Below are 19,653 nucleotides of genomic sequence, written 5' to 3'. Positions count from 1 at the left end.
ACCGTGATGCGCCAACAGGATGGCGCGCTTGTCGCCTAGGGCCGCCGAAATGATCTCCCCCTCCTCGTTACCCACCGGAACGCCCGGCCATTTCGGCAGGAAAGCGCAGTCGTCATAGAGCACGCACGTGTCCATGTGCGAGATGATCAAGGGCACTTCCAGCATCGCCAGCGTAGCGGCATGGAAGGGGTGGGTGTGAACAATGCAGTTGACGTCCGGGCGTGCACCGTAAATCCACGTATGGAAACGGTTAGCCGGACTCGGCATGCCGACACCYTCGATAACGCGCAGGTCTTCGTCGACCAGCAGCAGGTTCTCGGTCTCGATTTCATCGAGGCCCAAGCCAAGTTGCTGAGTGTAGTAAGTGCCGGGCGCCTCCCCGCGCGCGGTGATCTGCCCCGCGAGGCCTGAATCGTGGCCGTGCTCGAACAGGATACGGCAGGTCAGAGCAGTCTTCTCCCGCAGTGTACGTTCGGGCACCGCCAGCTTGCGCTGCATTTCCTCGTGCGCACGRGACATCAGGACATCTTTCTTGAGATTCAGGCTGTCAGCCATTTTCGGCCTCCTTATGTGTTGCTAGATTCGGTGCTGCGGCGAGCAAGGAYTGGAAACCATCCAATGCCACCATGYRATMGAGCCGCCACTGCCGGATGTGCGGGTAGGSTTGCAGYGAATAGCCGCCCATTTCCGCCATGTAGGTGTAAGGAAACAGAGCGACATCCGCGATGGTGGGCTGCTTCGCCGACCAGGAACGACCGCTGCCGGAAATGCGCCTCGAGGACACGCAGTCATCATCATTCGCTCCGGATATTCGCTGCAGCAACGACCCTGATCCATTTCTTCCTTTCTTCCTGCATGAAGGCGTCGTACTCCTGTGTTCCACCCGTAAAGAGTTCGGTGCCCTGTGCGGCCATCCGCTGGCGCAGTTCTGCCTGCCCCAGCACGGCGCGTAACGCCTCCGAGAGCCGAGTGATCGCGGCCGTGGGCGTTCCGCTGGGCACGTATAGCGCGCTCCAGGAGTTAGACTCGAATGTCGGCAATCCGGCTTCCTGATTGGTCCTCAGTTGCGGTTGCACCGGCGACCTGGCCGACGACGCCAGGACGAGGGCACGTAGCTTGCCCGAGGCGATGTGCGGACCCAGCACCGGCAGAGCGTCCAAGACCACCGAGACCTGACCGCCGATCGCCGCATTGATCGCCTCAGCACCGCTCTTGTACGGTATGTGCGTGATCTTTAGCCCGGCCAGGTAGTTCAACAACTCCATGCCTAAATATGGCGCGCTGGCGTAACCCGCCGAACCGAAGTTCAATTCCCCCGGATGCTTTTTCGCATATGCGAGGAACGACTCGAACGTGGTGACCGGCAGGTTCGTGCTGACCGCTAGCACATACGGCGATTTCGATACCATACCCAAGGGGGCAAATTGCGTATCCGGTGCATATGGCAGACTCCCCTTGGGAAGGATCAGCGGATTGACGATCTGCGTACCCACGGTACCCAAGAACAACGTATAACCGTCCCGCATCGCCCTCGCAGCAACTTGCGCAGCAACCACGCCGCCGGCGCCAGGCCGGTTCTCCACCAGCACCGGTTGGCCCAGTTCCTTGCTAAGCCCCTGACCCACCATACGCGCCACGTAATCGTTGATGCCACCGGCGCCGAATGGCACGATCAGCCGTAATGGCTTATCCGGAAATCCATGCGCATGCGCCAACCGCATGGCCAGCAGGCATGCCGCGGCAACGGCAATCCATCGGCTCGTTTTCATCCTTGCTCCCCCATCACGTAGGTTACGGCTGTGACGCCGCGTAGGACACATGGTGTCATGTGGGATACCAGGTGTCAACGAGGAAATTCGTGTCATTGGAGAAGGATGCGCCACCATGATGTGCGGGCTGCCCCGGTACTATCTTCCCGTCTCCATAGTTGACGAGCCTCCCGCCCCTCTCGTGCCAGGTCGGTAATCCCCGGCGCGCTCCATAAATCCGCAGCAACCGACCAAGTCCTCAAGCAGGCTAGCGGCGGCGGCTTCGTTGATGGCGACTATTTCGGCGCAAGCCATTGCGGATGAACCGCCGTTGCGGGACGTCATCGGGCCAGATCTAGTGGCGGTTTTTTGGGGGCTGAATCCCGGATTGCGAGCTGCAGCGTCCGGGTACCACTTCGAAGGTAGGGACAATCGCTCCCGGAAGGCAACGCATCTGGCCGGATTCACTGACCGTGAGTTGCGGCCTGCGGAATGCGGCGAGCTTCGAGCATTCGGATTTGGTTTGGCGACCGTAGTGTGCAGGCCCACTGCAAGCGCCATTGAACTTGCCGCTGACGAATATGCCGAGGCGTCCGGGCATCTGATTCGGTGGCTCGAACGATACCAACCAAAGTACGTCGCCTTTCTGGGCAAGGCGGCCTATGCATCCATGCGTAGCCAGAAGGTCGTCAGTTGTGGCCCGCCGCGTAGAGGCTTGGCTCCTCAAAGGCCTGGATTCTGCCCAACCCGAGCGGACGAAACCGCGGCTTCAACCTCACTGATCTCGTCGACGTGTACGCCGAGTTTCGCCTCGCCATCCGCGGACGACCAGGCTAATGGGTCACCGTGGCTACCTGGCGATGTTGCGATCCCCCACGATGTGGTGCATTGGGGACGACGATATTCACGGTTGCACTATCGTGTTCCAGACTGACCTGCGCACCGTCTTCGGTTTCTTGGAGCCGCTGGCGATAGTCCTTGGGGGTGATATTGAGCCGTCGGGTGAAGATCATCCGCATATGAGTCGAGCTATGGAACCCACTCCGAAACGCGATGGTTTTGAGCGGCACATCGGTCTGCTCAAGCAGCTTCCGAGCAAAATCCACGCGTACCTGTTCTACAAAGACGGAGGGCGATACTTTTGCGTGCTTTGCGAACGTGCGGCTAAACGTCCGGCGACTCACACCGACGGCGTCCGCCAGCTCCTCAATCGAAAATGCCTCGGCAATATGATCGTTAATGTAGCGATGAGCGCGGCTGACAATAGAGTCTTCTTCGGGCCCAACCGCTAGATAGGGGCTGTACTGCGATTGGCCGCCATCGCGTCGGATATAGACGATCAAGCGCTTTGCGACCTTTACCGCGAGCGCGTGGCCAAAATCCTCGGCAACGAGTGCAAGACAAAGGTCGATGCCCGCGGTAACGCCTCCGCACGTGAACAGGTTGCCATCACGTACGAAGATCTTGTCTGGCCGCACGAAGGCTCGCGGGAAATATTCCTGCAGCCGCTTGGTATCGGACCAGTGGGCAGTAACTTCGCGACCATCGAGCAGGCCGGCATGGGCCAGCAAGAACACCCCGTTACAGACTGCGCCGAACCTCTGCGTGGTCAATGCCTTGTCATGAAGCCAGGAAAGGAATTCCTGATCGGGATGCATACCCGGCGCGCGCGGCCCCCCTGACACTAACAGAAGATCACAGTCGTCGTGATAGTTGCGATAGTCAACCGGCACGCTGATGTGCATGCCGTTCGAGCAGGTGACGCTGCGCGGACGCACCCCCACGAGAGTGACCTCATAGCGCTTGTGCTGCGGTAGCAATAGATTGGCCTCCGCAAACACGTCCATTGGCCCGGCGACGTCCAGCGCCTGAACACCATCAACTACAACAAGAGCGACTTTCATCTGCATTTACGTCAATCTGGGCAATGCCTCGGTGAGAGGGATGGTACGCGCTTGCTGCAAAAGAGATTAGAGGCGGATTTTGAGATGCATTCTTTCAAAAATTGAGAGCCTTGTACGATGCGAGTTCATGGCACCGTTGGGACGCTTGACGAGAATTCAACCCATCCGTAAGCGCCGCATAAAGATCTTTTCCCAATATCCCCTCGCTCCATCTAAACGTCTTCGGCCCGCCCATTGGTCCTTCTCGCTTGCTGCGAGACCAAACTCGATCATCCTGCCAAGGCCATCGATCTTTACCGCGGCGTGATGTACACAACACTGGCAAAGCACGCGAAGGCCGACGCACCGCCAAGTGTCGTAATCCTGTCCGCAGAGCACGGCTTCATGCCACCCGACCGCATCATTGCTCCTTGACTAGATGTATGCCGATCCAGGCTATGGCACAGCCATCCGCTCGTCCTACACCCGCCTGCGTGTGTCCCCCGTCTACGATCGGGATCACCGGAACCCGGCGGATAGTGGATGAACTTCGCCCCAAGCGCGCTACTTCCAAAGATGTCTCCTGCAAGAACAAGTACATCGGCGTCTGTTTCCGGGCATCGACATAGGATGTACGGATAGCTGAGGTCGGCGAGCAGTGCCAGTTTCAAATGGTCGGGGTCCACCAAGGCAAAGTAGCAATTCGATACGACACCTGGCGCGAGGGCAGGCCGTGCGACACAACATACCGACAGGGCGACTCACTGTCAGCCTAGTTTTTGGCCAAAATCGATCAGTAATCGGCCACACGCTCGGGCGCAATGAGCGCGCGGCCAGATTCGTGCACGGTTGACCGCTGACCATTTGGAATCTTCGGCGGTGCCGAGTCTGATCATCAAATCGTCCACCCGCCCTCCTTACGTCAAACGAGCCTGGATTCGGGGATCCTATGCATCTCTACGAGACCCGGCTGAGCCACAAGGCGTGACACAGCGGGGACACAGGAAAAAGTCCACGACTCACGCCGTGGCCCTTTGGGGGCGGTGATACAAATCGATGTCTGAACGCCGCACTCAAGCGGCACGGCTCGCCGCTGATCTCGTAGTCAGCGATGCCGTAATAGCACTGTGCCGCACGCTACGGCCGGTGTTCAGCATATGCAAACTTTGGTGCAGGCTCGGGGCGGCTTCGCAATTCATTGCATATGGATAGATTCCGCCGCGCTCGCTAAGGCGCTACCGGCCCGGATTGCCATGGCCGCACGAAGGAAACATAGTTTCATGGTAGACACACTGTTTCGTTTAGGACACATAGTTGCACCAAGGAAACTTGTTGCCTATACTTTACTTCAAACCGGAAACGCTCTTACGGCCGGCGTGCGTGCCGGCCACATCGCGGGAGCGACCATCCGTGTCGACGGCGGTCTGATCGCAAGCGTTTGACCGGGTCTTTCCTAAAAGCCACTGACTGAAAGGACTGAATCGTGCCTATGACATTAGTCGTCAACGACAAGACGCACCGCGTCGAAGTCGATCCGGAAACGCCGCTGCTGTGGGTGCTGCGGGATTCGGTCGGCTTGACCGGGACTAAGTACGGCTGCGGTATCGCGACGTGCGGCGCCTGCACGGTGCTTGTGGACGGACAGCCCGTCAGGTCCTGTTCGACAGCCGCCTCGGCGACCATGGGCAAGAAGATCACGACCATTGAAGGTCTCTCCTCGGACAAGAGCCACCCAGTGCAGCGGGCCTGGATGGAGGTGGGCGTTCCGCAGTGCGGCTACTGCCAGTCGGGCCAGATCATGTCCGCCGCGGCGCTCCTGGCGCGGCGGCCCAAGCCCACCGATGCAGAAATCGACAACGCCATGGCTGGCAACATTTGCCGTTGCGGCACCTACCAGCGCATCCGGCAAGGCATCCACCGTGCCGCGGAAATTGCCAGCGGTTCAGGAGGTCAGGCATGACGCAAGCGACGATGCCGCGCCGCCACTTCCTGCGGGCCACCGCAGCACTGGGTGGTGGTCTCGTGATCGGTTTCCACCTTCCAGCCAGCAAGGCCGCTACCACCGTTGCGGACCCGGCAGATGCCACGTCGCAGGGCGTCGAAATCAATGCCTGGCTCACCATCGATCCCGCAGGGATTGTGACCATCCGGGTTCCGCACACGGAGATGGGGCAGGGCGGAATGACCTCGGTCGCACTGCTGATCGCCGAAGAGCTTGAGGTCGATTGGTCCAACATTCGTTGCGTCTTTGCCGATGCCAATCGCCACCTGCGCAACAACAATGAATACATCGTGATGAGCACGCGCGGATCGCAACTTGTCCGCTTGCAGCATCCACATCTAATGCAGGCGGGCGCGTCGGCGCGCGAACGTCTCAAGGAAGCAGCGGCGCAGGCGTGGGGAGTCCCCCGATCGGACGTCACGGCCAAACTCGGAGTGCTGACAGCAGGAACTCGCCGCGGCGCTTATGCCGAGTTCGCCTCCGCGGCAGCGGCCGTCAAGCTGGACGCCGCGCCGGCACTGAAGCCGCCGTCGCAGTGGACGCTGCTGGGCAAGCCGCGACAGCGCCTGGACATACCACACAAGGTCGATGGCAGTGCACAGTACGCGATCGACACACGCATTCCCGGCATGGCGTACGCGGCCGTCAAGGCCTGCCCAGTGCCCTGGGGGTCGCTTAAGCGGTACGATGCGCGAGCCGCGAAGAACCGTCCCGGTGTGATCGCGGTAGTCGAGATGAATGCGGTGCCGGGTAAGCGTGACCTGCCGGATCTGCAGAACGCCGTCGCCGTAGTGGCGGAGAGCTGGTGGCAGGCCAAGACCGCGCTCGACCTGATCGAGTTCGATTGGGACGCTGGCGAGTCCGGCATGGCGAGCAGCGCCGGCTATGTGACGGAGGGACGCAAAGCCCTGGGCGAGAAAGGCCTGGTTTCCAAGGAAGACCCCAAGGCACTCGAAGTCATTTCCGCTTCGAAAAAGCTCGTGAGTGCGACCTACGAGCGCCCCTTCGAGACCCATGCCCGCATGGAGCCGATCAATGCGACGGCGCATGTGCAGAAGGACCGCGTTGACGTCTGGTCGCCGACGCAGGAGCAGTCCTTCGCGGTGTTGCTGGCGGCCGATCAATTGAAGGTCGATCCCAAGATCGTGTACGCACACACTCCATTTCTAGGTGGGGGCTTCGGCGGCAACGGAGCGGGTGGGACCGCGGTCACGCGACAGGCCGTCGAGCTCTCCAAGCGGGTGGGCCGGCCCGTCAAGGTGATCTGGTCACGGGAAGAAGACATCGCACAGGACAAGCAGCGTCCGATGGTCCTCGCGCAGCTAAGCGCCTCCGTCGGTGACGATGGCCTGCCGACGGCGCTATCCACGCGCGCTGCATGGTTCACCCAGGACAAGGCCGACCGCGTCGGACCTGCCACGGCTGATAACACGCTGGTCGCAATGCCTTACAAGTTCCCGTACAGGCACCACGAGCGCCACAACCTGTCCACGCATATCCCCAGCGCGACCCACCGCGCGCCCGGCGCAAATCAGATGGGCTTCATCGGGGAGTGCTTTATCGACGAACTCGCTATCGCAGGAGGCTGGAATCCTCTTGATTGGCGCATCGAGATGACCAAGGGGCTGGAAGATTGGCAGTTCGTCCTAAACACCTTGAAGGAGCGGGCCGGCTTCCGCACCGATCTTCCGAAGGGCCAGGGCATGGGGGTGGCGRCCGTGGCCAGCTACGGAACCATCGCCGCCGCCTGCGCGACGGTGAGCGTGAGCAAGCGCGGCGAGCTCTCGATCGAAAAGGTTGTCATCGTTCTCGACGCTGGCCACGTGATCAATCCACTCGCGGGCGCGGAGCAGGCCGAGGGCTCGGTCGTCTGGGAGCTGTCCCACGCCTGGTTCGGCGGACTCGAGCTGAACAACGGACGATTCACGAACACCAACTTCCACAATTACAACCTGATGCGCATGCCGCAGGCGCCAGTTGTGGAAACGCACTTCGCATCGTCCGGCGGCAACAGGTGGGGCGGCCTCGGGGAGCCGGCCGGCCCTCCGACGCCCGCCGCGGTCGCCAATGCGATCTGGTACGCAACAGGCAAGCGCGTGAGGTCCACACCCTTCGTGCGTCACGATTTGAGCTGGAGGTAACAAAGCCACCGCGCGGCACGCCTCCGAACTTCCTGATCGATTTTTGTCGAAGAAGGAATAGTCTGGGGGCGGGAGCGGTCTGGGAGATTCTCCTCCCTTGCGGTACGCTTCGAGCAGCACAACTCGAGGATGCGTGCAACAGGCGGCTCAGGGTAAGTTGAGTCGCCCTATGTTCAACTTTACCCCCCTGATTTGCCCAGTTTTATTGACTAGACTCAGAACAACCAATCAGCCTGGCACTCCCCCGCCTTACAAGTACTTGAACAGATTCATCCCCTGGATCTGCATGAACGACTGCTGGGCGGCCTGCAGCGCAGTCTGGCGCTGGTAGTACTCGGGGATTGCGGAGTAGTAGTCCAGGTCCTGCAGGCCGGACAGGGTCTGCGTGTAGTTCAGCGAGCGGTTGGAGCCGATGGTGTTGAGCGCATCGAGTTCCTGCAGGCGGGAGCCTGCCGAGGACTGTACCGTGCTGACGTTGTCGAGCGAGTTGGCCATCTTGCGGTTGGCGGTCGCCAGCGCGTTGGTCAGCGAGGCGCGGTCCGCGTCGGTGACCATGGGCTTCTTCAGCGCGGCGATGACGCTCTGCAGGTTGGCGAAGATATCGGTGCCGGCCTGCTGCGCGGGCTGCAGGTTGACGATGTCGCCGCTGTTGGGCGTGCCCTTGATCGACAGCGAAAGACCGCCGATCTGGATGCCGGCATCGTCGGTATAGGCGACAGGAGTGCCGACCGCGGCCGGCGGGGTGGCGCTGTTGTCGACCACCTGGTATTGCATCGCGCCGGTGGTGGGATCGGCGGCGAAATTGATCGACAGGGCATGGCCGTACAGCGCATTGGTCGGGTCGGCGACCGTGACCGCGCTGAAGGTGGCCGTGCCGGTGTTGCCCGCGCCCGCGGAGGCCACATAGCTTGCGGTGTTCTGCACGCTCATGAAAATGGCGTAGCCGTTGTCGTTGGTCGGCATCTGGCGCGACACGTCGACCTGCAGCAATTGCTGGCCCGTGTCGCCGGTGTATTGCACCGCGCCGAGGCTGTTCTTGGAGAACGGCGGCGTCGACGACTGGTAGCCCGCGAACATGAACTGGCCGTTGCCGTCGTCGGCGTTGGCCGTGCCCAGCAACTGGTTGTAGGCGTCTTGCAGCGACGATGCCACGGAGGCGCGGTCGGCGTCGCTCATGGTGCCGTTGCCGCCCTGCACCACCAGCGTCTGGATATTCTGGATCGTGGTGACGACGCTGTTGAGGGAGTTCAGCTCCATCGACAGGTTGTTGGTAGCCTGCTTGCGCGACGTGGTGTACTGGTCGTTGACCGCGCTCGACTGTGCGACGGTCAGGGCGCGGGTGGCGCCGACGGGATCGTCCGACGGCGTGAGGATGCGGCGGCCGGTGCCGAGTTGCTGCTGCACATGCAGCAGGGAGCCTTGCTGGCTGTTCATCGAGGCCAGGCCGAGCTGGTAAAGCGTTGAGCTTGCGACGCGCATGTCTGTTCCTTTCCTGGGATCCGGGTCTGCTGGACGATCAGTTGCCGATGCCGATGATGGTATCGAACAGGTTGGTGGCGGTCTGGATCACCTTGGCGTTGGCCTGGTAGAGCTGCTGGAAGCGCAGCATCGACACGGTTTCCTCATCCATGTTCACGCCCGACACGCTCTGCTGTGCGGTGGTGACCTGCGTGGTGACGCTGTCTTGCGACGTCGATGCGATCTGCACCGACTTGGCACGGCTGCCGACGTCGTTGACCAGCTGGGCAAAGGCATCGTTGTAGCTGGAGACACCGCCGATGGTCTTGACGTTCTGCAGCTTGGCCAGCGTCAAGGCGTTGCCATTGTCGGACACGCCGCCGAGGTTGGGCGCCAGGGTGAAGGTGTCGTTCACGGCAGGCGTGCCGGCGAAGCTCACGGTGATGCCGTTGAACGAGAAATCCGTTGCGGCGCCGTTGGGGGTCGGGCCGGTGGTCGGCACGACCGCGGCACCGGCGGCGTCGGTGAAGACGTAGCCGGCGGCGGTGTACTTCGCGGTGATGGTGGTGGCGGGCAGGCTGAAGCCCGCCGCGACGTTGCTGACCTTGACGGTGCCGGTGCCGGTGTTGGTGGCGCCGGTGCTGGCGCGCAGCGGACCCGCGGCAGCAATCTTGGCCGGATCGGTGATCGCCATGTCCATTGCCGCGGCCACGTTGCGGGTCGGCTGGATCTGGAACGAATCGTTGGTCGACATCGCGGTCGGGATATTGACGTCCACGCCATCCGCCGACAGCGTCAGCGGGTAGATAGCGGTGGCGCCGGCCTGGCTGGCCACGACCTTGCTGTCGGACGCGCGCACCAGGTTGTAGTTGGTGCCGTCGAACGACAGGGTGTAGTCGCTGGTGGTGAGCTGGGACGTATTGCTGATGGTCGCCGAGACCGCGGAGGCGCCTGTGTTGGTGGTCTTGGCGATCACCGCGGGCGTGCCCAGCGTGAACAGGTTGCCGCCGATCTGCCCGGTCAGGTCCACGCCAAGCTTGTGCTGGTCGTTGAAGGTCTGCGCCAGCGTCACCGACAGGCGGCCGATGGCGTTCTGCGCCGAGTCCAGGGTCTCGCTGCGGAACTTCAGCAGGCCACCGACGGAGCCGCCCGTGAGCGAGCTCTCATCCATCTCATACGCATTGCCGTTGGCTTGCGTGTACGCGATGGTGGTACGCGAAGGGTCGTCGGCCGAGGCGACTGCCTTCAGGTCGTACGAGCTGGAGCCCATCACCAGCGCCTGGCCGTTGCCGGCGAAGACATTGTAGGTGCCGTCCTGCGGCACCACCTTGACGCCGACGATCTGGGTCAGTTGCGAGACCAACTGGTCACGCTGGTCGAGCAGGTCGTTGGGAGGCTGGCCGGCGCCGGCCGCGGTCGCCTGCGTGATCTGGGTGTTGAGCTTGGCGATCTGCTGGGAGAACGCGTTGATCTGCGTCACCGAGCTTTGCAGCTGGCTGTTGACACCGTCGCGCAACTGCTGGAAATACGCGTTGGCGGCCCGCATCTGGCCCGTCAGCGACTGGCCGGCGTTGAGCAGGTTCTGGCGCGCGGCGGGGTCGGCCGGCGTATCGGACACGCCCTGCACGGCGGCGAAGAACTTCTGCATCAGCGGCGCCAGGCCACCCTTCTGGTCGGCCAGCAGGTTGTCGATCTGGCCGATCTGGTCGGAGTAGGTGGAGAGCTGCGCGCTGGCGGTCTGGGCACCGCGCAGCTGGTTGGTCAGGAATTCGTCATAGACGCGGACCACCGAGGTGGCATTCGAGCCCTGGCCGTAGAAGCCGGCGCTGGTGTACTGGCCGCCGGCCGATGCGATGATGGTGTTCTGGCGGGTGTAGCCCGTGGTGGCCGCATTGCTGAGATTGTGGCCAACCGTGGTCAGCGCGTTCTGCGCCGTGTTCAGGCCGGAAAGTCCGATATTGAAGAGAGACATGCTCTAGCTCCGCGTCTGGTGGCTGCCGTGCGCCTGGCCGGGCGATCCGCGCACCGGAGCCGGTGCCAGTTCGCCGCTGCGAGGACCGACGGCGGTGAATGGTGTAAGTAACGGCAAAAAGGCAAACAGACTTTAGAGCGCGGCGGCCGAATATTTGCCCGCCGCGGCCGGCCCGACGGCTCAGACCGGGACCTTGCGCATGATCCGCACGAGCTTCTCGCCGTAAGCCGGATCGGTGGCGTAGCCGGCCCGCTGCAAGCCGCGCGCGGCGTCGTCCGGGTTGCCCGCGGCCAGCACCTCGGCATAGCGCGGGTTGTTGCTCAGCAGGCGTCCGTAGTCGGCAAACGCTTCGTCGTACGAACCATAGGCGCGAAAGCGCGCGCGCACCTTCTGCGGCTGGCCGTCGACGTATTCGGTGGTGGTGATTTCCGCGACGGCGCCCTTCCAGTTCGCCCCGGCCTTGACGCCGAACACGTTGAAGGTGGTGCTGCCGTCCGGATGCGCGATCTCGCGCCGGCCCCAGCCGGATTCGAGCGCGGCCTGGCCAAGGATCAGCTTGGCCGGCACGCCGGTGGCGCGCGAGGCGGACATGGCGGGCCCCGCCATGCGCGAGACGAAGGCGCTGATATGGGCCGGCGTGTCTTCCGGCAGCGCCGGGCCGTTGCCCTGCCAGGCGCCGGTGTCCTGGGCCTGGCCCTGGTATTGGCGCAGCCCGGCGGTCGGGTTCCAGCTGGGGCCGGCCACCACGCTGCCGGCGCGCGGCGTGTCGCCGTCGCCGTTGCGCATGTCGAGCGCGCCGGCCAGGCCGGGAGCGGCGTCGTCCATGCCGGCCTGCAGCGACGCCTGCCTTGCCGCCGCGGCCCCGGCGCTGCCGGCAAGCTCGGGCGGCACCGCCGCGCCGCTGGCCCGCGCCAGCTGGCGTACCATCACGTCCGCCAGGCCGATGCCGCGGCTGGACATCTGCTGCGAGAGCTGCTGGTCCATCATCGACATGTAGAGCTTGGTCTGCTCATTGTCGAACAGGCCCTCCTGCGGCGTGGCGTCGCGCATGCTCTTGAGCACCATCTGCGTGAACACGGCCTCGAACTGGCGGGCCGCGGTGCGCAGCGTCTCGGGTCCGGCCCCGGTGCGGGCGCTCTGCTTGAGTCCCTCGAAACCCTGGGTGTCCAGGGCAAAGCGTTGCGAGAGTTCGGCCTGCGCGGCCAGTCGGCTGGCGGACATGGTCAGATGATCTCGAGGTCCGCGCGCAGCGCGCCGGCCGCGCGCATGGCTTCCAGGATGGTCTGCAGGTCGGCCGGGGTCGCGCCCAGCGAATTGAGGCCCTTGACCACCGCCGCCAGCGAGGCGCCCGCCTTCACGATCTGCAGCGAACCGGCCTGCTGCTTCAGGTCGATCTGCGACACCGGCGCCACCACGGTCTGGCCGCCGCTGAACGGCGCCGGCTGGCTGATCACCGGCTGGGTGTTGATGACCACGGAGAGATTGCCGTGCGCGACGGCGCAGTCTTCCACGGTGACGGCCTGGTTCATGACGATCGAGCCGGTGCGTGCGTTGAGGATGACCTTGGCCGCGGCCTTGGCGCGCGTGACCTCGATGTTCTCGATGCGCGCCATGAAACCCACTCGCGCGGAGGAACCCTGCGGCGTGCGCACCTGCACTACGCGCCCGTCCAGCGCGGTGGCCACGCCGCCGCCCATGTTGCGGTTGATGGCCTCGACCACGCGTTCCGCGGTGCCGTAGTCGGTTTCACGCAGTTCGATGTTCAGCAGGCCGCCTTCGGGCTGGAAGGCCGGCACGGCGCGTTCGACGATACCGCCGTTGGCGATGCGGCCCACCGCCAGCTGGTTGACCTGCACCTTGCTGCCGTTGGCCGACGCACCCGCGCCACCCACCAGCATGTTGCCCTGCGCGATGGCATAGACCTGGCCATCGGCCCCCTTGAGCGGCGTCATCAGCAAGGTGCCGCCGCGCAGGCTCTTGGCGTTACCCATCGACGACACCACCACGTCGAGCTGGGTGCCGGGCTGCGCGAACGGCGGCAGCGTCGCCGTCACCATCACCGCCGCCACGTTCTTGAGCTGCATGTTCTTGCCGGCCGGCAGCGTGATGCCGAGCTGCGAGAGCATATTGGTCAGGCTCTGCGTGGTGAACGGCGTCTGCATGGTCTGGTCGCCGGTGCTGTCCAGCCCGACCACCAGGCCGTAGCCGACCAGCGGATTGTCCCGCACGCCCTGGAAGGTAGCCAGGTTCTTCAACCGTTCCGCATGCGCCGCGCCTGACAGCAGGCCCAGCGTCAGCGCGAGGAAGAGAGCGCGGACGAAGCGGCGGCGCAAGACAGGGAGCGAAGACGGGAACATGATGCAATCTGCCATCAGTACGGTGAAACGTTGAGGAAGAAACGCTGCAGCCAGCCCATGTTCTGCGTTTCGTCGATATAGCCCTTGGCGGTGTATTCGATGCGCGCGTCCGCCACCTGGGTGGACGGGACCGCGTTGTCGCCTGTGATCGTGCGCGGATTGACCACGCCCGAGAAGCGGATGAACTCCGCGCCCTGGTTGATGGCCATCTGCTTTTCGCCGGACACCACCAGGTTGCCGTTGGGCAGCACTTCCAGCACGGTCACGGTGATGGTGCCGCTGAAGGTGTTGGCGGCGGTCGCGCCGCCGCTGGCCTTGAGGGCGTTGGCACCGCTCATGGTGGCGTTCTGGCTGCTGCTGAACAAGCCACCGAGCGCCTTGGGCACGGCATCGAATGCCAGCGCGCTGTTGGACGTGCGGCTGGCGTTGGTGCCGGAATTCTTGCTGGCGTTGACGTTTTCGCTGATCACGATGGTGAGGATGTCGCCCACGTTGCGCGGACGGCGATCCTCGAACAGCGGATTGCCTGCGTACGACCCCTGGAAAATCGATCCGCTCGCCGGTCCCAATGCGCGCGGTTCCGCCCGCGCGGTGGTGGGAAGCTGGACCAGCGGCTCGCGCGGCATCATCGCGCAACCGGTCGCGAGGCAGCACAGGGCGAGCGCGCCCAAGCGGGTCAACGAGGCAATCATGATCATCCGAGCTGGGTGAGGCGCTGCAGCATCTGGTCGGACGTCTGCACTGCCTTGCTGTTGATCTCGTAGGCGCGCTGGGTCTGGATCATGCTGACCAGCTCTTCGACCACGTTCACGTTGGAGGCTTCCACGTAGTTCTGCTGCAGCGTGCCGGCGCCGTTCAGGCCGGGCACGGTGGTGTTGGGCGCGCCCGATGCGTCGGTCTGCACGTACAGGTTCTCGCCCAGGCTTTCCAGTCCGGCCGGATTGGCGAAGGTAGCCAGTTGCAGCTGGCCGACCTGCACGTTGTTGCTCGAGCCCGGCTGCGTGACCGAGACCGTGCCGTCGCGCCCCACGGTGAGCGTGGTGTAGTTGGCCGGCAGCGTGATGGCGGGCTGGACCACGAAGCCGCTGGAGGTCACCAGCTGGCCGTTCGGGTCGGTCTGGAACGAGCCGTCGCGCGTGTAGGCGGTGGTGCCGTCGGGCAGCGTGACCTGGAAGAAGCCCTGGCCGATCACGGCCACGTCCTTGCTGTTGCCGGTCTGCTGCGGATTGCCCTGGGTGTGGATGCGCTCGGTGGCCACGGGGCGCACGCCGGTGCCCAGCTGCAGGCCCGAGGGCAGCGTGGTCTGGTCCGACGACAGCGCGCCCGGCTGGCGCACGGTCTGGTACATCAGTTCCTCGAACACGGCGCGGCCGCGCTTGAAGCCGTTGGTCGACACGTTGGCCAGGTTGTTCGAGATCACGTCCATCTGCGTCTGCTGCGCATCGAGGCCGGTCTTGGCAATCCAGAGAGAGCGGATCATGTTTGTCCTCACAGGCCGCCGCATGGTGCGACGGCGCATCAATTCAAGAAATTCAGTTGTTCGAGAGCAGCTGGTTGGCGCGCTGGTCGTTGGTGTCCGCGCCCTGGATCATCTTCATCTGCATCTCGAAGCGGCGCGCGTTGGCGATCATGTCGACCATGGCTTCCACCGGGTTCACGTTGCTGCCTTCAAGCGCGCCGGAAACCACGCGTACGTTCGCGTCCTGCTGCAGCGGCTGCGCGCCGGGGCGCAGGCGGAACAGGCCGTCGTCGCCGCGGGCGATCGACTCCGGCGGCGGGTTCACCAGGCGCAGCTTGCCAACCTGCGCAAGGCCTTGCGCGGCATCGCCGGGGCCGCGCGCGGTGATGGCGCCATCGCTGCCGATGCTGACCGTCGACCCGGGCGGCACCGCGATCGGGCCGCCGTCGCCCATCACCGGCAAGCCGGTGCTGGTCAGCAGCTGGCCTTCGGCCGACACCTGCAGCGAACCTGCGCGGGTGTAGGCCTCGCTGCCGTCGGGCGCCTGCACGGTCAGCCAGCCATTGCCCTGCAGCGCCACGTCCAGCGGACGCTCGGTGTAGGTCAGCGGCCCGGCCTTCATGTCAGCGCCCGGCGTGGAAGCCAGCGTGAAGGCGCGGGTCGGCGAGGCATTGCCCACCACCGGCACCGCGCGGAACATGTTGACCTGCGCGCGGAAGGCCGGCGTGGAGGCATTGGCCAGGTTGTTGGATACCGCGGCCTGCTGGTCAAGCGTCTGCTTGGCCCCCGACAGGGCGGTATAGATCAAGCGGTCCATTGCGTTTCCTCAGTTCCGGCCTTGCTTGCCGACGACGTGCATTACAGGTTGACCAGGGTCTGCATGACCGTGTCCTGTGCCTTGATGGTCTGCGCGTTGGCCTGGTAGTTGCGCTGCGCCACGATCAGGCTCACCAGCTGGCCCGAGAGGTCCACGTTGGAGGCTTCGACCGCGTTGGACTTGAGCGTGCCCAGGCTGCCGCCGGGCGCGCCGACCACCGGCTGGCCCGACGCGCCGGTCGCCGACCACACATTGCTGCCTTCGGGCTTGAGGCCTTCGGGGTTGCCGAAGCCCGCCATCACGACCTGGCCCAGTGCCTGGGTCTTCTGATTGGAGTAGCTGCCCAGGATGGTGCCGTCCGGCTGGATGGCGAAGCCCAGCAGGCTGCCCGCCGCATAGCCATCCTGCACCGGCGGCTTGGTATCGCTGGCGCCGGCGAACTGCGTGGTGCCGGTCAGGTCCATGGCGATGGCCATCGCGGCGGCGCCGTTGGAGGCGGGCATGGCGATGTTGGTGGTGGCGCCAGGCGCCGGCGACACCAGGTTGCCGTTCGAGCTGAACTGCATCGTGGTGGTGTTGACGACGTTGCCTGCCGCATCGGTCAGGTGCATGGTCCAGTCGGTGCCGCCCGGCTGCGTGCCGGCGCCCGGCGTACCCGTCGAGAAGTACGCGGTCAGCTGGCGGGCATTGCCCAGCGAGTCATACACCGTCACGCCGGTGCTGTAGTTGAACATGCTCGAAGTCGGCAGCGAGGCCGGCACCGGGGGCGGTCCGGGGAGCGGGCCGGTGCTGACGAACGGCGTGACCGGAACCTTGCTGCCGGAATCCAGGTTGAACGACGAGGCCAGCGTGGTGGTGGCCTTGGCCGCCATGGTGGTGCTGGGCACCACCAGCGGCTGCGGCTGCACCGCGCCGCCGCCGATCGTGCCGGCCGGGTAGCCGGTCACCGCCAGGCCCTGCGCATTGGTGATGCTGCCGTCGGGCTGGCGCGAGAACTGGCCATTGCGCGAGTAGAAGACCGAACCTGTGGCGTCGGTCAGGCGGAAGAAGCCGTTGCCGTTGGTGATCGCCACGTCGAGCGAGCTGCCGCTCGACTCGATATTGCCCTGGTTGAACGACTGCACCACCGAGTTCACCGTCACGCCCAGGCCAATCTTGGTGCCCGCGTACACGTCGGCGAACTGCGCCGTCGATTGCTTGTAGCCGACGGTATTGGCGTTGGCGATGTTGTTGCCGATGACGTCCAGGTTGGATGCCGCGGCGTTGATGCCGCTTACCCCTTGACCGAAACCCATGATGTTCCCCTAGTAGACTGGTTAGCTGATGAATCGCAGTTGAATCAAAGAATGCGGCGCACGTCGTCGACGGACGCCGTGCGGCCGTTGCCGATATCCACCAGCACGCCGCTGGAGTCACCGCTGATGCTGCCCACCTTGCCGTAGACCAGCGCGACCGGCGTGACATCCTTGCCGCTGGCCGTGGCCGTGACCTTGAAGCTGTAGTCGCCGTCGGGCAAAGCCGCGCCGGCATCGTTCTTGCCGTCCCACGGAATGTCGTGCACGCCCGCGACCTGGCCCTTCATGTCGATGGTGCGCACGACGTTGCCGTCCTTGTCGAGCACGTTCACCGTGACCGCGTCGGCCGTCGAAGGCAGGTCCACGCCGATCTTGTCCGGCACGCCGCCCGTCACCGAGGTGCTGGAGCCCGGCACCATCACCGTATGGCCGATCAGCGACGCCGAATCCATGGCCCGGCTGGCGGAGACTTGCGACAGCAGCGCCTGCAGCGTGCTGTTCATGGTCTGCATGCCGCTCACCTGGCTGATCTGCGCGAGCTGCGAGGTGAGCTGCGAGTTGTCCATCGGGTTGAGCGGGTCCTGGTTGTTCATCTGCGTGACCAGCATGGTCAGGAAGTTGTTCTGCAGGTCGGCGGCGCTGGCGCTGCCACTCTGCAAGGCATTGTTGATGCCCTGGCTGCTGGTATCGACGGAAGAAGTGCTAGTCATTGCGTATCCCGGTTAAGACGATTACTGCCCGATGGTCAGTGTCTTGAGCATCATGTTCTTGGCGGTGTTGAGGACTTCCACGTTGGCCTGGTAGGAACGCGAGGCCGAGATCATGTTGACCATCTCTTCCACCGGGTTGACGTTCGGCATGGTGACGTAGCCGTCGGCGTTGGCCAGCGGATGTGTCGGGTTGTGGATCATGCGCGGCGGCGACGGGTCTTCCAGCACGCCTTCCACCTGCACGCCGCCCACGTCGCTCTGGCCTGGCGTGGGCGCCAGGCCGAACACCACCTGCTTGGCGCGGTAGGGCTGGCCGTTGGGGCTGACCGCGCTGTCCGCGTTGGCCAGGTTGGAGGCGGTCACGTTCATGCGCTGCGACTGCGCGGCCATGGCCGAGCCGGCCACCTCGAAGATATTCATTGCTGGCATGGCGCGCTCACTGCTGGATGGCCGACAGCATGGTCTTGATCTTGGCGCTCATCACCGTGAGGCCAGACTCGAAGTGCACCGCGTTGTCGGCGAAGGCCACGCGCTCGGTGTCCATCTCGACGGTATTGCCGTCGATGCTCGACTGCATGGGGATGCGGTACTCGAGGTCCATGTTGTCGGACGCCGACGCCTGGCCCGGCAGGTGCCGCGCCGAGGTCGTGGAGAGCGATACGCCGTCGGCGCGCCTGCCGCGCTCGACCGTCTGCGCCAGCGTGCTGGAGAAATCGAAGTCGCGCGCCTTGTAGCCGGGCGTGTCGGCGTGCGCGATATTGGAGGCAATCACCGACTGCCGCTGGGTCCGCAAGCTCAGCGCATCCTGCTGGAAGCGCAGTGCCGCATCGAGTCTGTCAATCATGTCTGTGTCTCGCTGGAGGGAGAGAGCGATGAAGGTCGACCTTCTTCAGGTGTGCCATCTTAGGTTCGGCCCTGTCATCCCAATCGTGCGAATAGGGCAAAGAAAACTGCGTATTTCGGAACGAGAGAGAAAGCGCGGCTGCCTACAATGGGTCCTGTTCTCGCGGCCCGGCCCGCGCGCCGGTGGCGCGCCAGCGCACCGCTCCTTGCCTGGATGCACCCATGATTCCTCGTTTCCGGTCCGCCGTTGCGCGTGCCCTGCTCTGTGTGCTCGCCGCCGGCGGCGCCCTGTCCGGCAGCGTCCGCGCAGCGCCGCCCTCGCCCTTTGCCGAAGACCCGGTGCGCGTCGCGGTGGAGCGGTTCCTCGAACGCCAGACCGCCGGGCTGCCTGGCAAGGCCAGCATCCAGGTCGTGCCGCCGTCGGGCGGCCGCGCGCCGGAATGCACCCTGCCCGAACCCTTCCTGCCGCCGGGCGCGTCGCCCTGGGGCCGCGTCTCCGTCGGCGTGCGCTGCGGCGGCGAGCGCCCGTGGACGCGCTACGTGCAGGCGCGCGTCGCGGTGGTGGCCGATTACTACGTGGCCGGCCGCAATTTCACCCCCGGCGAGCCGGTAGACCCTTCTGACCTGGAAGTGCGCCAGGGCGACCTTTCCAACCTGCCGCGCGCGGTGGTGACCGACCCCGCGCAGATCGCGGGCGCCGTGGCCGCCAGCCGCATCGCAGCGGGTTCGCCGATGCGCACGGATCTCCTGAAGAAGGCCATTGCCGTGCGGCAGGGACAGAACGTGACGGTGGTGGTCGAGGGGGATTCCTTCCAGCTCAGCAGCGAGGGCAAGGTGATGGCCGAAGCCGCGGTCGGCAGCAATGTGCAGGTGCGGCTCAAGAGCGGCCAGGTGGTCAGCGCGCTGGTGCGCAATGGCGACACGGTGGTGCTGCAGCAATAGGCTGGCGTGCCTGGGTAGCGCAACGG

General features: G+C 64.5%; 19 protein-coding genes. 5 read left to right on the top strand and 14 right to left on the bottom strand.

The features are described from left to right. Positions 1-555: aldolase (locus tag AB4Z48_RS33445; RefSeq protein WP_441622001.1), on the bottom strand; the 555-nt coding region annotated here is incomplete at its 3' end. 239 nt (positions 556-794) lie between these two features. Then, the gene (locus tag AB4Z48_RS33440) at positions 795-1,769 is read right to left on the bottom strand and encodes a Bug family tripartite tricarboxylate transporter substrate binding protein (RefSeq protein ID WP_441621999.1); all 975 of its coding nucleotides are present in this window, start codon (positions 1,767-1,769) and stop codon (positions 795-797) included. A 268-nt stretch (positions 1,770-2,037) separates the two neighbouring features. Between AB4Z48_RS33440 and AB4Z48_RS33435 the strand changes: the two genes are divergently transcribed. Next, a complete protein-coding gene (locus AB4Z48_RS33435; RefSeq protein ID WP_441621997.1) occupies positions 2,038-2,682 on the top strand; it encodes a mismatch-specific DNA-glycosylase in 645 nt (214 codons plus the stop codon). Here AB4Z48_RS33435 and AB4Z48_RS33430 read toward each other — a convergent pair. Next, the gene (locus AB4Z48_RS33430) at positions 2,582-3,652 is read right to left on the bottom strand and encodes a GlxA family transcriptional regulator (RefSeq protein WP_441621995.1); all 1,071 of its coding nucleotides are present in this window, start codon (positions 3,650-3,652) and stop codon (positions 2,582-2,584) included. The two genes, AB4Z48_RS33435 and AB4Z48_RS33430, sit on opposite strands and share 101 nt — an antisense overlap. Positions 3,653-3,886: 234 nt before the next feature. Between AB4Z48_RS33430 and AB4Z48_RS33425 the strand changes: the two genes are divergently transcribed. The 3 genes from AB4Z48_RS33425 (at position 3,887) to AB4Z48_RS33415 (ending at position 7,774) form a co-directional block, all read left to right on the top strand. Then, a complete protein-coding gene (locus tag AB4Z48_RS33425; RefSeq protein ID WP_441621993.1) occupies positions 3,887-4,066 on the top strand; it encodes a DUF6884 domain-containing protein in 180 nt (59 codons plus the stop codon). A 1,054-nt stretch (positions 4,067-5,120) separates the two neighbouring features. Then, positions 5,121-5,591 (top strand): (2Fe-2S)-binding protein, encoded by a 471-nt coding sequence (locus AB4Z48_RS33420; protein ID WP_441621991.1) that lies wholly within the window; start codon positions 5,121-5,123, stop codon positions 5,589-5,591. Next, positions 5,588-7,774 (top strand): molybdopterin cofactor-binding domain-containing protein, encoded by a 2,187-nt coding sequence (locus tag AB4Z48_RS33415; RefSeq protein ID WP_441621989.1) that lies wholly within the window; start codon positions 5,588-5,590, stop codon positions 7,772-7,774. The genes AB4Z48_RS33420 and AB4Z48_RS33415 overlap by 4 nt, the downstream gene beginning before the upstream one ends. 249 nt (positions 7,775-8,023) lie before the next feature. Here AB4Z48_RS33415 and flgL read toward each other — a convergent pair whose 3' ends face one another. The 11 genes from flgL to flgB all read right to left on the bottom strand — a co-directional run bounded on the left by flgL (position 8,024) and on the right by flgB (position 18,686). Beyond that, the gene (gene flgL / locus AB4Z48_RS33410) at positions 8,024-9,253 is read right to left on the bottom strand and encodes a flagellar hook-associated protein FlgL (protein WP_441621987.1); all 1,230 of its coding nucleotides are present in this window, start codon (positions 9,251-9,253) and stop codon (positions 8,024-8,026) included. Between the two features lie 37 nt (positions 9,254-9,290). After that, entirely contained in the window at positions 9,291-11,204 is a 1,914-nt protein-coding gene (gene flgK, locus AB4Z48_RS33405; RefSeq protein ID WP_441621985.1) for a flagellar hook-associated protein FlgK, read from the bottom strand. A 180-nt stretch (positions 11,205-11,384) separates the two neighbouring features. Then, positions 11,385-12,425, bottom strand: a complete 1,041-nt coding sequence (gene flgJ, locus AB4Z48_RS33400; protein ID WP_441621983.1) for a flagellar assembly peptidoglycan hydrolase FlgJ — start codon at positions 12,423-12,425, stop codon at positions 11,385-11,387. A 2-nt stretch (positions 12,426-12,427) separates the two neighbouring features. Next, a complete protein-coding gene (locus AB4Z48_RS33395; RefSeq protein ID WP_441621981.1) occupies positions 12,428-13,561 on the bottom strand; it encodes a flagellar basal body P-ring protein FlgI in 1,134 nt (377 codons plus the stop codon). Between the two features lie 14 nt (positions 13,562-13,575). After that, positions 13,576-14,259 (bottom strand): flagellar basal body L-ring protein FlgH, encoded by a 684-nt coding sequence (flgH, locus tag AB4Z48_RS33390; RefSeq protein ID WP_441621979.1) that lies wholly within the window; start codon positions 14,257-14,259, stop codon positions 13,576-13,578. Then, entirely contained in the window at positions 14,256-15,041 is a 786-nt protein-coding gene (gene flgG / locus AB4Z48_RS33385) for a flagellar basal-body rod protein FlgG (protein WP_441621977.1), read from the bottom strand. Before flgG ends, flgH begins: the two co-directional genes overlap by 4 nt. A gap of 52 nt (positions 15,042-15,093) precedes the next feature. Further along, a complete protein-coding gene (gene flgF / locus AB4Z48_RS33380; protein WP_441621975.1) occupies positions 15,094-15,837 on the bottom strand; it encodes a flagellar basal-body rod protein FlgF in 744 nt (247 codons plus the stop codon). A 41-nt stretch (positions 15,838-15,878) separates the two neighbouring features. Next, the gene (flgE, locus tag AB4Z48_RS33375; RefSeq protein ID WP_441621973.1) at positions 15,879-17,132 is read right to left on the bottom strand and encodes a flagellar hook protein FlgE; all 1,254 of its coding nucleotides are present in this window, start codon (positions 17,130-17,132) and stop codon (positions 15,879-15,881) included. A gap of 44 nt (positions 17,133-17,176) precedes the next feature. Further along, positions 17,177-17,842, bottom strand: coding sequence for a flagellar hook assembly protein FlgD (gene flgD / locus AB4Z48_RS33370; RefSeq protein WP_441621972.1), 666 nt, complete (start codon positions 17,840-17,842; stop codon positions 17,177-17,179). 21 nt (positions 17,843-17,863) lie between these two features. Next, positions 17,864-18,271 carry a flagellar basal body rod protein FlgC gene (flgC, locus tag AB4Z48_RS33365; RefSeq protein WP_441621970.1) on the bottom strand — a complete coding sequence of 136 codons (408 nt, stop codon included), beginning with the start codon at positions 18,269-18,271 and terminating at the stop codon, positions 17,864-17,866. A 7-nt stretch (positions 18,272-18,278) separates the two neighbouring features. Then, a complete protein-coding gene (flgB, locus tag AB4Z48_RS33360; RefSeq protein WP_441621968.1) occupies positions 18,279-18,686 on the bottom strand; it encodes a flagellar basal body rod protein FlgB in 408 nt (135 codons plus the stop codon). 221 nt (positions 18,687-18,907) lie between these two features. On the opposite strand from flgB, the gene flgA reads away from it, so the two are divergent. Beyond that, positions 18,908-19,627: a flagellar basal body P-ring formation chaperone FlgA gene (gene flgA, locus AB4Z48_RS33355; RefSeq protein ID WP_441621966.1), complete on the top strand. Its 720-nt coding sequence runs from the start codon at positions 18,908-18,910 to the stop codon at positions 19,625-19,627. Positions 19,628-19,653: the final 26 nt, after the last annotated feature.

This window comes from Cupriavidus sp. 2TAF22 (assembly GCF_052115045.1).
GTDB lineage: Bacteria > Pseudomonadota > Gammaproteobacteria > Burkholderiales > Burkholderiaceae > Cupriavidus.
Note: the sequence above shows the minus strand (reverse complement) of the source record. Positions and strands in the feature narration are given on the sequence as shown.

Bases quoted from the DNA above. Each gene is read 5' to 3' on its own strand.
- AB4Z48_RS33440 (WP_441621999.1), bottom strand. From the start codon at position 1,769: ATGAAAACGAGCCGATGGATTGCCGTTGCCGCGGCATGCCTGCTGGCC.
- AB4Z48_RS33435 (WP_441621997.1), top strand. From the start codon at position 2,038: ATGGCGACTATTTCGGCGCAAGCCATTGCGGATGAACCGCCGTTGCGG.
- AB4Z48_RS33430 (WP_441621995.1), bottom strand. From the start codon at position 3,652: ATGAAAGTCGCTCTTGTTGTAGTTGATGGTGTTCAGGCGCTGGACGTC.
- AB4Z48_RS33420 (WP_441621991.1), top strand. From the start codon at position 5,121: ATGACATTAGTCGTCAACGACAAGACGCACCGCGTCGAAGTCGATCCG.
- flgL (WP_441621987.1), bottom strand. From the start codon at position 9,253: ATGCGCGTCGCAAGCTCAACGCTTTACCAGCTCGGCCTGGCCTCGATG.
- flgK (WP_441621985.1), bottom strand. From the start codon at position 11,204: ATGTCTCTCTTCAATATCGGACTTTCCGGCCTGAACACGGCGCAGAAC.
- flgJ (WP_441621983.1), bottom strand. From the start codon at position 12,425: ATGTCCGCCAGCCGACTGGCCGCGCAGGCCGAACTCTCGCAACGCTTT.
- AB4Z48_RS33395 (WP_441621981.1), bottom strand. From the start codon at position 13,561: ATGTTCCCGTCTTCGCTCCCTGTCTTGCGCCGCCGCTTCGTCCGCGCT.
- flgH (WP_441621979.1), bottom strand. From the start codon at position 14,259: ATGATCATGATTGCCTCGTTGACCCGCTTGGGCGCGCTCGCCCTGTGC.
- flgG (WP_441621977.1), bottom strand. From the start codon at position 15,041: ATGATCCGCTCTCTCTGGATTGCCAAGACCGGCCTCGATGCGCAGCAG.
- flgF (WP_441621975.1), bottom strand. From the start codon at position 15,837: ATGGACCGCTTGATCTATACCGCCCTGTCGGGGGCCAAGCAGACGCTT.
- flgE (WP_441621973.1), bottom strand. From the start codon at position 17,132: ATGGGTTTCGGTCAAGGGGTAAGCGGCATCAACGCCGCGGCATCCAAC.
- flgD (WP_441621972.1), bottom strand. From the start codon at position 17,842: ATGACTAGCACTTCTTCCGTCGATACCAGCAGCCAGGGCATCAACAAT.
- flgC (WP_441621970.1), bottom strand. From the start codon at position 18,271: ATGCCAGCAATGAATATCTTCGAGGTGGCCGGCTCGGCCATGGCCGCG.
- flgB (WP_441621968.1), bottom strand. From the start codon at position 18,686: ATGATTGACAGACTCGATGCGGCACTGCGCTTCCAGCAGGATGCGCTG.
- flgA (WP_441621966.1), top strand. From the start codon at position 18,908: ATGATTCCTCGTTTCCGGTCCGCCGTTGCGCGTGCCCTGCTCTGTGTG.